Origin of the sequence: Metallumcola ferriviriculae (assembly GCF_035573695.1) — a bacterium.
GTDB classification, from domain to species: domain Bacteria; phylum Bacillota; class JADQBR01; order JADQBR01; family JADQBR01; genus Metallumcola; species Metallumcola ferriviriculae.
This window is the reverse complement of record NZ_CP121694.1, coordinates 3,663,420-3,676,048: the sequence shown is the minus strand read 5'-3', so window position 1 is coordinate 3,676,048 and position 12,629 is coordinate 3,663,420. Positions and strand designations below refer to the sequence as shown.

The following is a 12,629-nucleotide window of genomic DNA, read 5'->3' as shown; positions in this document are numbered from 1 at the left end:
CCTACAAACGGCACTTGGGGGATTTTTTTTGTAAAAATCCAAAAAAAGTTTGGAAATAGCTTTAGTTTTTGGGTACCAGATGTACATATATATTATGACTGATGAAATAACTGAAACCAACTATAGGAGGTTGCGGGCAGCCGTTCACGGAAAGCGGCTGATGAATAACCGTAACCATTCTTAGACTGGCTACAGCATTTGAGGAGAAGTACCAAGCAAGAGCCACTGAGGGGTAAAGCCGCTGGACAATGCTGACAGAGATAAATAACCGCAACCAGCCATACGAAAATAACTGGAACCAAGTAGTCAGGAAAATAACTGGAACAGCCAAACCGACAGCCAATCCCCTAACTAACTAGATAAGCAAGAAATAAATAACCGAAACCGTCATTTAACACAAAAAAGGGAGTAGTGCTTACTGACAGTTTCGGGACTGCAGTTAGAAAAAGAATTCCTGACCTTCATTTAAAATGGGATTAGGGATGTTGCCTAAAATCGGGGGAGTTTGGCGTTGTGATGTCTGTAACCTGTTGCTTGTTTCAGGTTATTCTTTCATCAGTTTCAGCAGCAAGTTAAACAGCCAAACAGCAGAACGCAACAGATAAGCTGGACAGCAGGGAATAAATAACCGAACCATCTGTTAAGTTCCTCTTTCATTGAGCTACATCAGCAGGGTTCGAAAAGCAAGGGAATATTAACTGAAACATTGATTCCCCAAGAGAAATTATGGCATTGACCGTTAAAGAAAATTTGGCTGTGGTTGGTTCAGCATTGCTTGTTTCAGTTATTAATAAGCCCTAGTAGATTATAGATAGCCATTAGCCAGGGGTTGCTTAATGGTTACAGTTATTTCTGAATTTGGACTCTCTATAATAAGCAGTATCCAGGGGGTTTTGAATCTTATAATCAAACCCTTCCACAATTATAGACTTTCTTTTTATTACGGGGCATAGCTATACCCTTCTACCAGAAAGGCTTATGCATCCATAGCGGCCTGGTTTTCAGTGTATTGCGATTAGCTAAAACATGGGGGAACGATAGTAGTGATTGAAAAAATTTTATCAGTCTAATATAATATTTAATCACTAACTGCAATAATAAGGACTAAAATCACGAGAGAATTAGAGGTGTAATTATGTTTAGGGATATGAGGAGAAAGAAACAATTATTATCCAGAGAGGAGACAATCGAAATTCTAAAGACAGCTACATCTGGAGTTTTAGGTGTAGCTGGTGATGATAATTATCCGTATACTGTTCCAGTAAGTTATGCTTTTAAAGACGGCAAACTATTTATACATACTGCAAAACAAGGCCATAAGATCGACAGCATAAAAAGGAATGATAAAGTAACATTTTGTGTGATAGAAAAAGATGAAGTAGTTCAAAAAACTTTTACTACCCATTTTCGAAGTATTTCTATCTTTGGTAGAGCAAGGATTCTTGCAGACGATTCCGAAAGGCGATATGCCCTTGAATGTTTAGTTGAAAAATATTCACCTGACTATATTAAAGAAGGGCAGCAAGAAATTAAAAAAGACTGGGATAGAGTATGTTTAATTGAAGTCAAAATCGAACATATGACTGGTAAAGCAGCTATAGAAATTGTTAATGGTAAAAAGTAAACCAGTTTGTGTTCTTCTTAACTACGGCATAAACTGTACACCACAATAAGGTTGCCAGTCAGTGCAGTAAAAATTAAGTTATCAGCAAACAGGCGTTCTTGTGTAACGATTAAAGCACCCTCCCAAATATCAAAGGGAAGGTGCTTTTGTTAATGTCTTTTCCAAGTTTATATAACGACAATGCAGAAAACCGTGATACGAATCGAACATTGCATTTCAATGTCCATATGTTAATGTTTTCCAAAGGACAATATATGCATTTATTGAATAGTAACTATTGGTAAATAAGTAATTAATGACCATGGAGGGGTTATATGATAAACGATATACATGAACTTAAAGAAAAAATATACCATTTGGAAAAGAGAATTATTGAGCTAGAAATGGAAAATGAACAGCTGAAGGTAGAGAAATCTTCCCACGATGACGAATTTAAGATTGAAGAAATTATTAATAACATTGACGAAATGTTATTTTTAAGCGAGGTAAATAGTAACGGGGAACCAGGCTGCTTTAAAAAAGTGAATAACAAAGCTGTTGAAAAACTTGGTTACTCAAAAGAAGAGCTTTTAGAGTTAACTCCTCTGCACTTGATAGAGAAGAGTATGCAAGATGAGAAGATTTTCGAATAGAAACTTAGCAAGTTTCATAAGACTGGAACAGTTAGCAATGAAACAATAATGGTTACTAAAAGCGGAGCCCTCATAGTAGCGGATGTTAATAGTCGCCTCGTAGAATTAAGCGGGAATAAGTTCTTTTTAACTACAGTTCGTGATATTTCAGACCGTAAAGAAGCAGAAAAACTTTATCGGGATTTGGTTGAACTAAGTCCTGATATGATAGTTATTCATAAAGAGGGGAAGTTTCTGTATATCAATGAAGCAGGGGTAAAAATGCTTGGTGCATCAGGTAAAGAGGAAATTATGGGGAAGTATGTTTGGGACTTTGCTCCCCCCCGAACAAAGAACAAGGTTCAGTCACAACTAGAAGAATTCATTCAACATAAAAAGAAGAAAAAACCTAAACAACTATATAATTTGCATGGGCGTCTGCTATATGTTGAAATGTCAGCAGCACCGATAACTTATAATGGTGAACCAGCAAGACAAGTTATCTTTAGAGATGTAACTGAGCGTGTGCATGCAGAAGAGGAAGTAAGAAAAAGTAGAGATGCACTAAAGGACATTTTTGATACAGTGGACGCAACTTTATACGCATTAGATACACAAAAAAATATCTATTTAGTTTCATCAGCTGTTGAAGAACTGTTTGACCGCCCACGAGAGAAGTTCGAAAATAACCCTGCCCTCTGGAAAGAAAGGGTCCATCCAGAAGACCGATGGATAGCAGAGGAACTTGATAATGAGTTGAATAATGGGAGGGCATGTAGCCGTATTTTCAGAATAGTACGGCCTGATGGTGAGATCCGCTGGATAAATGACAGAGGAGTACCAGTATTTGATAGAGACGGTAATGTTATTGGTCGAAATGGATTATGTGTTGATGTAACTAAACAGAAATTAACTGACGAACAGCTTAAAGAAAGTGAAAGGCGTTATCGGCAGTTATTTGAGTTATCCCCTGATGCTATAATGATTCATAAGGAAGGGAAAATATTGCTTGCAAACCCTTCTGCAGCAAAACTTTTGAGGGCAAATTCAACAGAGGAACTTCTACACAGACCACTTTTAGACTTTTTTGATGCTGAAAATCGAGAATTTGTGTTTCATAGAATGGAAGAGGCTAAAAAAGGAAGAGTAATGAATCCTTATTTTCATAAAATTAAGGCCACTGATGATGAAGTTAGATATATCGAAGCAGTAACACAACTTATTACATACGATGATAAGGAAGTATTAATAAGTATGGCAAAAGATATTACAGACCGAAAAAAAGCAGAAGATAGATTGAAAAATGCTGAAAAGTTAGCATCGATAGGTGTAATGGGTGCGGGAGTTGCTCATGAGATTAACCAACCGCTTAATGCACTTAAAGTTAATGTAGATGGTATGCTTTACTGGCTAGAGAAAAATAGAGAGCTTGATAGAGATACGATTATTTCTGAGTTGCAAGATATTTCAGAACAAGGAAATCGTATTAGTGGAATCGTTCAGTATATGCGTTCCTTAGTTAGTAATGAGCAGGAACTAGAACTACGCACTTATGACCTTAACCAGGTTTTAAAAGAGAAGCTACCCTTCATTGAAGATTACTGTTTTAAGAATAAGATTCGGCTAATTACAGAATTCGAACAACTTCCACCAGTAGTTGTTGACCTCAAAGGGATATACAGAGTAATTACTAACCTTGTGGAAAATGCTGTCCATGCTCTTGAAGAAACTAACATAGATAATAAAATGATCTTTATCAGGACTAAAATAGATAAAGATAAAGTTATTCTGGAAGTGAGTGATAATGGCCCAGGTATTAATGAAAAGGTAAAAGAAAAGGTTTTTGACCCGTTTTTTACAACAAAGGAACCTGGGAGGGGTATGGGACTGGGGTTGGCTTTAACCCGAATTAGTATCGCTGCCATGGGTGGCGAAATATATGCACAGTCTAACTTGGGTGACGGGGTAACTTTTATGGTAGGATTTCCTCTTATAAAAAGTGCTTAGATGAGATGAATATTTATATATAGATAGAGACCGAATAGTAATTTAATTCGGTCTCCTTTTTTTAAAATTTGATAGATCTTCACAAATTATAATATTTGGCTAGCAAAGGCTGACAAATACATCTTTGATTCTGTGAAAGCAGGGAAAAGGTTTAATGCCTGCGTTTGCCGAGCAAAAAAATGCGGCTATTAGGGCTACTCCAGCCCATAATGCCCTTGTAGTTTATTATTTAAAGCGACCAGAGGAAAGTTGTTAATACCTTTGGTGTAACTTAATTCATTGAATTCTATTAATTAAGTAATAATAAAGGGGAAAGAGTAGATCTGAATAATGAATGAAACAGTCATAAGGGGGTAAATGGAATGCAAAAATTTAATGTAAATGACCTTCAAGAATTTTCGGCAGATAAACGGGTCCGCAAGACTTTGTCTAAAGAAGGCAAGATTGAAGTTGATCTAATATTCTATGAACCTGGGCAAAGCAGTCCCGAACACGCACATAAGCATCAGGATGAAATCTTCTATGTAGTTTCTGGAGAGGGAAGCATGGTTATTAATGGAGAAAAAGTTTCGGTAAAAGAAAAAGATATAATACTAGCTCCCAGCGGTACTACTCATGGGATTAACAACGACAGTTCCTCACAGCTATCCTTGCTTTTTGTGAAAAATAAGCGTCCCCAAAATGTTTAAGGAGGATTCCCTATGTTTCAGCGAATTGATCATGTAGCTTTTGTTGTGAAGGACCGCAAGAAATCTATTGAGTTTTATGAGAAGAATTTTGGGTTTAAAACCTACTTTGAACATGATGTGCCGAGGGAAGAATTAGAGAAGATTGTTTATCTGCGGCTTGGAGATACTGTTTTAGAACTGGTGCATATGCCCCAAGGCGAATCCAACAGTGGGTACCATTTTTGCCTTATGACCGATAACTTTGAAGAAGATTTTCAAAAGTTAAAAGAGCAAGGAGTCAGACTTGCTTAAGCCCCTCATCCGACTGAGCCGAGGACAGAAAACGAAAAGGGGTGGCAGAGGGCGGTTTTTAAAGGGCTAGATGGGGAAATGATTGAGATACGGGGTTAAATTAAATTCTATTGCTGCAAATAAAGGGCAGAGCCAGTATACCCTACTGTCTTTGCCATTTCTGTTACCATACAACGGGTTTAAACGGAGCCTATAAGTTACTTACTGTTTTGGGGTAAAGTCTTTGCTGTTCTAGTATTTCTTGAAAACTTCGACTGGGCAATAATTGCAAAAAATAATGCACTTCCAGCTAATGGAAGTGCTGTTGAAAAAGCTATAATTCCCATAACATCCATTACGTTTATCCCCCTATTTTAATTAAAGCAATTTGTATTAACATGCCCGTTAGTTTAGCAAAAAACCACTTGTAATTTTCCTGTTACGCATTTATAATCTTATATTCAACAATTCCTTGAATAGACCTCTATACCTTCTGTTACTTTTATCGTTCCATCCCTTTACTGTTCCGTTGCGTAAAAATAATGGTGAACTGACAAAACGGCAGCACTGTTATTGCGGTTTCTGCTTTGTTCTTTATCAATTTGTCTTTATAATTATCGTTTATCTCTATCTGCAATAGCGTGGGTACTTCTTTATTCTGCCATTCATAGACTACAAAATGTTCTATTAACTTCAATTAAATTCCATAAGTTCTCTGACGGAACAGACACTTTCACTTTCTCTAGCTCACTATTTTGTTCACCAAGAATTCCTAGTTGAATATAGTAATCTCCCTGTTTGTTTGAATATTTATTTATAACCAAGCCTGATGTAACCGTTGAATGATACCTTGCATTAGGGATGAAATTTAAAACTCCGAGGAATTCCAGAGTTAGCAGCAGGATGATTATGGTAAGAGTATAAAACACAAACTTCTTTAGCAATTACATCCCCCCTATGTATAAGAATTATTAACCCTTCTTACATGTTATTCGTCTGGAGATTTTCAATGACCTTCCAAGTATTTACACGAACTGCAAAGCACATATTTTTGTCGCTATTTCCCTTGATAGCGGCAGTAAACCACTTACTCGAAATGTCGTTAATGACAAACAGTGCAGCAACTATCGAAGACAATTTCGTGGACTGCATTCTTTTATTATTTGATTTAAAAGTTTAAATAACGACAGTAGATAAACTTTGAAGGTATAATTCACCAGTGTATCACTGGTTAGCCCTACCAATAATATAAGTAGAGTTTTGGAAAGAGGTGTGGCTATAATGAAGAAAATAAAAGACAGGTTTCTCCTAGGAGTAGTAAGCGGTCTTATAGCAGCGATACCAGGAAGACTGTTAAATACTGCAGAATATCATGCGGGGCTTGTAGATGTAAAATACGGGCAAATGGTTTCGAGCCTTTTCACTGAAAAAAGTAAAGTAAACACCAAAGAGGGACAGCTTCTGGGTTCCATTGTTAAATGAAATGTCAACCACTACAACAGGAGTTGCAACTACATATACCCTTTCAGCAACGGGGCGGGATTATGCAGTTTTAAAAGGGATGGCAATCGGGGGTCTTTACTGGTTCGGTCTCTATGGTTTATCAACAAAATTAGGAATGCCTGCAAAAAAGTAAACGCCCTTATTCGCATTTACTTAGTCTTTTTGACCACTTGGTATTTGGAGCTACTTCTGCAACGATAGCTACATATTTAGGGGATGACTCTTTATTCCCAGATAACAAGGTGAAAAGTGAAGAAGGAAGAACCCCACTAGTGTACGGAGATTAGTAGGGTTTAGGTATTTCCTTGAATTGTCGACACTTTGCAAGATGTTACGAAAGTCCCTGTCATATAGTGGCATAATTTGCTAAAATAGGAAACCGAGAGCGGTTGCAAAGGGGCTTAAGTCATGAGTGAAGAACAAAGGGTAAAACAGATGATTTATTCATTAATTTCTAAGGGGATGGAACTTTCTTCAAAAGAAGTGGTTCATTTAAGCCAGAAGTTGGACAAACTGATATTAGAAAGGACTAAAACTATAAATGGTTTACGATAAACTAAAGTTCTATTACATGTATGAAAAATTACGCAAAAAGCAAACGAATCAATGAGGGCTTTCCAGTCGGAATACCCTTTTATATAAGTTTATTAAAACGACACTATAAAACTATCTGTTATATACAACTTCCAATCGGAAAAAAATCTATGGGAATAACAACAAAGTAACACAATTATTGGCACTCCAGTCGGAGTGTCCTTTTTAAATTTGGTGGGTAAGCTAATAAAAAAGTCTATGGAGGGTATTCGTGAAATTTAGAGATAGATTACTGCTCGGTGGCAGGGAGGTAGTGTTGTTGGATAGACTTATTAGAGGTTTAATGGCGGGAATAGCAGGAGGCATCGTAATGAATGTACTGGATTTTGCCTCATATTACATATTCCAGTTCAGCAATCTTCTCCTGCTGGACTGGGCATCAATCGTAACTTATGGTCATAGACCTTTAAACTTAACAGAGTATATATTTTCATTGATAAACCAGTTAGGATGGGCTGGGTTCTTAGGAGTAATTTTTGCGTTTGTCGTACCTTACAGAGGTTCTAAATATCTTTTATTTAAAGGGGCGGTATATGGCTTTATTGCCTGTTTTTTTATAACTGCCGCACCGATATTTTTTCAATTGCCTTATCTCAAAGAGTTATCTACTAATACAGCAATTTCACACCGTATAACTTCAATAATCTGGGGAATAGTTGTAGCTCAAACACTTTACTGGTTGGAAGGTAAGAGAAAAGAGGCAGCATTATAGATAGATGTAAAGGGAGGATATTGTAGATGAAGATTAAAGAAATACTATCTAAAAACCCTAAAACAAATGCAAAGCGTTCCGAAATTGATATTTCTGAAGCTTTCAGTCTATGGAGCATTTTAACAGCTAAATATCTAGCACACCAGCGGTTGCAGATGTGGGACAGTCTTGCCCATGATTTAGACCTTAAAGCTCAGCTTAAAATTACTATAGAAGACTTTGAAAGTGATATTAAACTGATGGAACATAGATTAGAGCAGTTTGGTATCAAGGGTCCAGATAATCATGTAATTGATATTCGTTCTGGCGCAAATTCCGAAATTCAGTCGGATCAGTTTATTGGGATGCAGATGTTTGCACTATGGCAGGAGTTCGTTGAAATGCTTTTAAGAGCAATGAGAACCAGTACAACTAACGACTTGGTTTATGACACGCTTTTGATGCTTTTAAAAAAGGATATTCCTAAGATTGATAAGACTGCAAAATATGTAAAGCTGAAAGGGTGGATTTCCACACCTCCGTTGTATAACGGTGTGCCGCAGGGTACGGAAGAAATAGACACTGCGGAAGCCTATCACCTATGGGACCACCTCACCTTTAGGTATGATACGGTTCGGAAAACATATAAGTTTCTTACTTTTGCCCATGATGCTGAATTCAAGGTTATTCTTGATAGAGGCATGAAGGAGCTAAATGGCCAAGTCAATATGCTGGAAAATGAAGTGAGGCGGTATGGTCTTCCCCTACCCGTAAAACCTCCTCAAGTTAGACCACCAACTCAAAACACGGAAATCCTGGAAGATGACTTTATGTACAGAGAGGTTCTGATGGGTATTCAAGGAGCACAAACTTTTCATGCCCTAGCATTGAAACAGTCTGTAACTAACGACAGGTTAAGAAAACTATTTTCACAATTACTTCTTAAAGAAGTGAATTTATTTGATGACTTTGTCAAGTTTGGCAAGCTCAAGGGGTGGATAAACAAAGCACCTAAATACGGGACATCTCAATAATTTTCTATAATAGATTTGTAAAACACATTAACCCAATGAAAAACGCAGCTACCGTAACGGTTACTGCGTTTGACTTTTAGATACGAGATTAGACCATTGGGTATGGGGTTAGAACTTATACATCGGCTCAACTTTAGTCCATCCTTTTGCTTTACCGAATTTAAGAAACTTGTCAAATGAGGTTAATTCTTTCTTAAGTAAACCCACAAATAAACCTCTTAGCTTGTCATTACGAGTAGTTTCCACCGCTGCTGTAGAGTGTAGTTCAATAGCTGCCTGCATACCTTTTAAAACAATTCTATACATATATCTGTCCTCAACAATTTCTGGGTCAACGGGGGACTCCATTATAGCGGGCGGTCTTTCGGGTAACGGAACCTCAAAATGGTTAGCTTCTTTTTCTAACCTTTCGATTTGCTGTTGTAACACCATTTGTCCCTGCTGAACTATAACCTTAAAATCTGGGTCATGTATAAATGTCAGGTAAAACTGGGTCTGCTGCAGATTGTCATACCTTTGAGTAATATGGTTCCAGAGATGGTCTGCTTCATTAACGGAAAGTTTCTCTGCTTCCACCGCCTTAAAAGTTATAAAAGCAGGTGCTATGTCAGCCCATCCTTTAAGTTTTCCAAATTTAAACCAATCCACGAAGTTTTCAAGATGACCTAAGTAAAATTTCATAAAGACATTTCTCAAATCATCATTTGTTGTAGAGGTACGAATGGCACGAATTAGTCCCTGCATTTGGGCTAAAAAATCATTATACATAATTTTATAGATCATTTTGTCCGATATTTCATTAATCTTTTGCGATATTTTAAAATCGCTTGGAGGTCGGGACGGCACTTTAAGTTTAAATTTCTTTGCCATATTCTCCATAACCTTAATTTGCTTCTTAAAGTCGTTTAGATTACTATCTAATAAAATTAATAAATCACGGTCATGGATAAAATTACTCATCACCTGGTTTGCTTGAAGACTAATATATCTTTCCCGCAACAAATTCCAGACACTGAACGCTTCTGCAGTATTTATTTGTTATACACCTCTAGAAGTTTTGAATATTGAAATGCCCATCTGGTTTTCAACTCCTTTAAAAACAGTAGTACTGTAGTTTTTCCTGGTAAGTAATTGTTATTAAAACCTTTAAAGGGTTGGTGAGAACTGCGGCACTACTTCAAAAAACCCCTTTGTTTTACCGTATAAGATCATCTTATTTAATATATTGATTTCCTGCACCAGCAGATCTTTAAAGATCTGCCTTATTCTATCATTGGTTGTACATTGTTTTAGTGCAAGGGCATGCAACCAGGCTGCCCCTATTATGCCCGAAAAAAGTGACCTGAAAATATAGTCATCTGTAATGGACTGCCTCGGTGGAGTAGGGATAGCATCAGGCGGCCGTTTGGGTATAGGGATACCAAACTTGACAAGTTCGTCTTCCAGTTTCTTTGCTTGTTTTTTTAAGTTATCTTGCAGTCCTTTTTGTAAAAGTAACTTTAAATCAGAGTCCTTAGCAAGCTCGTACCAAAATTGGGTCTGGTAGATGTTATCGTAACGAAAAGTTAAGTGATCCCATAAATGAAATGTTTCAGCAGCATTAATCTGTTCTGTGGTTTCATTAGGGATATTAGGATATAAAGGTGAAGATTCAACCCATCCTTTAAGCTTAAGGTATTTAACTGTATTATCCAAATCGGAAATCGCTTCTGTTAGAAATTTCACAAATAACGCCCTAATTGCATCGTTGGTAGTTGAAGTACGAAAAGCTCTAAATAAAAGTTCAATTTCTTCTTGTATTGCAAGCAGCAAATAACCTCCTATATCCTGGTCTAAGAGTAATTCGGAGTTAGCGGAGACATTCATTTTAACCCTGCTTTGTTTAGGGCCTAAAATGGAGAACTTGTTTAGTTCGTTTTCTAGGGATTTTACTTGCTTTTTAGATTTATTTATAGCTTGCTGGATTATTACTCTTAAATCTGGGTCTTTAGCATATGTTAACCAGATTAAAGCTCTGTCAATTCCCTTGTGTTTTGTTATTGTCAGGTCCCAGAGGTTGTTTGCCTCAGCAACATTAATCATTGCCTGTGTTTTAGATTTTGTTTGCTTTATGCCAAGTACCATGTTATGTCTCCTTTCTTTGTGTTTTTTAGCTTTATAGGTTCACAAGTTATTTAATTTTGTTTAGCAGAGCAATATTTTCGCTCCTACGATACAGCCATGCAGAAAGGAAAAACCAGGTTATAAAAGTAATCGGAGCAAAATAAATATAATTCCCCACATATTGAAAAGTTCCAAGGTGCTGCAGGACTAAACCGACCATAAAACCAAAGAGTGCAAACCCAACAATGTATACATGATAAAAAACTATTCTAACTGGTAAGAAATATAAAAATAGCATTAATGTAAACATCCAGGCTAGCGGTGTCCAGAAAGAAAATAATCCTAAAATATTAAAGGGACCTGTATTCTGATATTTAATAAGACCCAATAGTCCCCCAACTAATGTAACTATTAAGACATCCCCGACTGCTCCAAGCAAAAAGCCATATATAAGGAACTTTTTATACTTCTCTTTCGGTATTAATAATATAGTAGCGATACCGAATAATACAGCTTTATAAAAAGATACTAGCGCTGGTTGGAACATAAAATCACCTCTAGAGATATTGTTCCATTTTAATAATTTATTAATCAGCAAGATAGGGATGAATTTATTTGCGCTGCTATGTCGCATTTATCACATGGAACGGCATAAGAAAATTTAGCTTTAAAAGACTAAGTTGACCCCAAATCATAAAGAATTCATCTTCTCCCGAACCTGTTTCTTTGTCCAGTGCAGGTATGTTGATGTAGTTGCAATATTGCTATGGCCAGCAATCGCCGCTACCTCGGAAATTTGAAACACATTTTCTAGAGCATGTGAGCAAAAGAAATGTCGCAGTTGGTGTGGGGTAATTGTATCTGAATGCTTTGAGAAAATACGGCTGATATAACTTCTATTCATCCTTTTGCTATTTCTATCACCTTTAAAAATATAGTCATTTTCGGCAATTTCAACTGCTGCCCGATATTCTCTTAATGCAGCAGTTATTTTATCGCCCATATAAATCACCCGCCGTTTTTCTCCTTTGCCGCTCACTACCAGCTCCCTGGTCTTGAAATCGAGATCTGCTTTTTTGATGTTGAGGCATTCGGAAACTCTTAGGCCGCAGTAGGCCAGAAGCGTGGCTATTGTATAAAACTTTCGCCCCTCTTTCTCAAGAAGCACCTGCCTGAATTGATCCACATCTTTCTTTATGACTTCAGTGGGACTCACCTGATCATGTAGTTTAATCTTATCTTTCTGGGAAACGACTGTATCAGTCTGGATGCCCTGTGATACTAGAAATTCATTCAGCTTGATTAAGGCAGCCAGCTTCGCATTAAAGCTGCGGGGCTGATAATTCTTAACAGTCTTCATGTAAGATGTAAAATTCAAATAAACCCTTTCCACCGAAAAAAAACCCTTTCCATAAGCAAATAAAGTTTTTCCAAAGCAAATAAAGTGTTTCCATTGGGAAGGTAATAGTGAAAACTTCATACGGCAGCGCCAAACACACCATA

15 protein-coding genes are annotated in these 12,629 nt (G+C 37.0%); 9 read left to right on the top strand and 6 right to left on the bottom strand.

What is annotated here, in order from left to right; translation table 11 throughout:
* Positions 1 to 1,135: 1,135 nt before the first annotated feature.
* The 5 genes from MFMK1_RS18145 to MFMK1_RS18125 all read left to right on the top strand — a co-directional run bounded on the left by MFMK1_RS18145 (position 1,136) and on the right by MFMK1_RS18125 (position 5,222).
* Positions 1,136 to 1,624, top strand: a complete 489-nt coding sequence (locus tag MFMK1_RS18145) for a pyridoxamine 5'-phosphate oxidase family protein (RefSeq protein ID WP_366923084.1) — start codon at positions 1,136 to 1,138, stop codon at positions 1,622 to 1,624.
* 314 nt (positions 1,625 to 1,938) lie between these two features.
* Positions 1,939 to 2,256 carry a hypothetical protein gene (locus MFMK1_RS18140; RefSeq protein WP_366923083.1) on the top strand — a complete coding sequence of 106 codons (318 nt, stop codon included), beginning with the start codon at positions 1,939 to 1,941 and terminating at the stop codon, positions 2,254 to 2,256.
* A 48-nt stretch (positions 2,257 to 2,304) separates the two neighbouring features.
* On the top strand, positions 2,305 to 4,242 hold the full coding sequence (locus MFMK1_RS18135) for a PAS domain-containing protein (protein WP_366923082.1): 1,938 nt from the start codon (positions 2,305 to 2,307) through the stop codon (positions 4,240 to 4,242).
* Between the two features lie 362 nt (positions 4,243 to 4,604).
* On the top strand, positions 4,605 to 4,931 hold the full coding sequence (locus MFMK1_RS18130) for a cupin domain-containing protein (protein ID WP_366923081.1): 327 nt from the start codon (positions 4,605 to 4,607) through the stop codon (positions 4,929 to 4,931).
* 12 nt (positions 4,932 to 4,943) lie between these two features.
* The gene (locus MFMK1_RS18125; protein ID WP_366923080.1) at positions 4,944 to 5,222 is read left to right on the top strand and encodes a VOC family protein; all 279 of its coding nucleotides are present in this window, start codon (positions 4,944 to 4,946) and stop codon (positions 5,220 to 5,222) included.
* 197 nt (positions 5,223 to 5,419) lie between these two features.
* Here MFMK1_RS18125 and MFMK1_RS18120 read toward each other — a convergent pair whose 3' ends face one another.
* Both MFMK1_RS18120 and MFMK1_RS18115 read right to left on the bottom strand, forming a co-directional pair.
* A complete protein-coding gene (locus MFMK1_RS18120) occupies positions 5,420 to 5,557 on the bottom strand; it encodes a hypothetical protein (protein ID WP_366923079.1) in 138 nt (45 codons plus the stop codon).
* Positions 5,558 to 5,866: 309 nt separating this feature from the next.
* Positions 5,867 to 6,145, bottom strand: a complete 279-nt coding sequence (locus MFMK1_RS18115; protein ID WP_366923077.1) for a hypothetical protein — start codon at positions 6,143 to 6,145, stop codon at positions 5,867 to 5,869.
* Positions 6,146 to 6,482: 337 nt separating this feature from the next.
* Between MFMK1_RS18115 and MFMK1_RS18110 the strand changes: the two genes are divergently transcribed.
* From MFMK1_RS18110 to MFMK1_RS18095, 4 genes are all read left to right on the top strand, one after another.
* On the top strand, positions 6,483 to 6,683 hold the full coding sequence (locus tag MFMK1_RS18110) for a hypothetical protein (RefSeq protein ID WP_366923076.1): 201 nt from the start codon (positions 6,483 to 6,485) through the stop codon (positions 6,681 to 6,683).
* A 429-nt stretch (positions 6,684 to 7,112) separates the two neighbouring features.
* Positions 7,113 to 7,259, top strand: coding sequence for a Spo0E family sporulation regulatory protein-aspartic acid phosphatase (locus MFMK1_RS18105; protein WP_366923075.1), 147 nt, complete (start codon positions 7,113 to 7,115; stop codon positions 7,257 to 7,259).
* A gap of 250 nt (positions 7,260 to 7,509) precedes the next feature.
* A complete protein-coding gene (locus MFMK1_RS18100) occupies positions 7,510 to 8,010 on the top strand; it encodes a hypothetical protein (RefSeq protein WP_366923074.1) in 501 nt (166 codons plus the stop codon).
* Between the two features lie 26 nt (positions 8,011 to 8,036).
* Complete coding sequence (locus tag MFMK1_RS18095) at positions 8,037 to 9,023, top strand: DUF3231 family protein (protein ID WP_366923073.1); 987 nt, start codon at positions 8,037 to 8,039, stop codon at positions 9,021 to 9,023.
* Positions 9,024 to 9,131: 108 nt separating this feature from the next.
* On the opposite strand, the gene MFMK1_RS18090 is transcribed toward MFMK1_RS18095, so the two are convergent.
* From MFMK1_RS18090 to MFMK1_RS18075, 4 genes are all read right to left on the bottom strand, one after another.
* A complete protein-coding gene (locus MFMK1_RS18090) occupies positions 9,132 to 10,025 on the bottom strand; it encodes a DUF3231 family protein (protein WP_366923072.1) in 894 nt (297 codons plus the stop codon).
* A gap of 144 nt (positions 10,026 to 10,169) precedes the next feature.
* On the bottom strand, positions 10,170 to 11,147 hold the full coding sequence (locus MFMK1_RS18085; RefSeq protein WP_366923071.1) for a DUF3231 family protein: 978 nt from the start codon (positions 11,145 to 11,147) through the stop codon (positions 10,170 to 10,172).
* A gap of 46 nt (positions 11,148 to 11,193) precedes the next feature.
* Complete coding sequence (locus tag MFMK1_RS18080) at positions 11,194 to 11,673, bottom strand: hypothetical protein (RefSeq protein ID WP_366923070.1); 480 nt, start codon at positions 11,671 to 11,673, stop codon at positions 11,194 to 11,196.
* A 144-nt stretch (positions 11,674 to 11,817) separates the two neighbouring features.
* Positions 11,818 to 12,504 (bottom strand): tyrosine-type recombinase/integrase, encoded by a 687-nt coding sequence (locus tag MFMK1_RS18075; protein ID WP_366923069.1) that lies wholly within the window; start codon positions 12,502 to 12,504, stop codon positions 11,818 to 11,820.
* Positions 12,505 to 12,629: the final 125 nt, after the last annotated feature.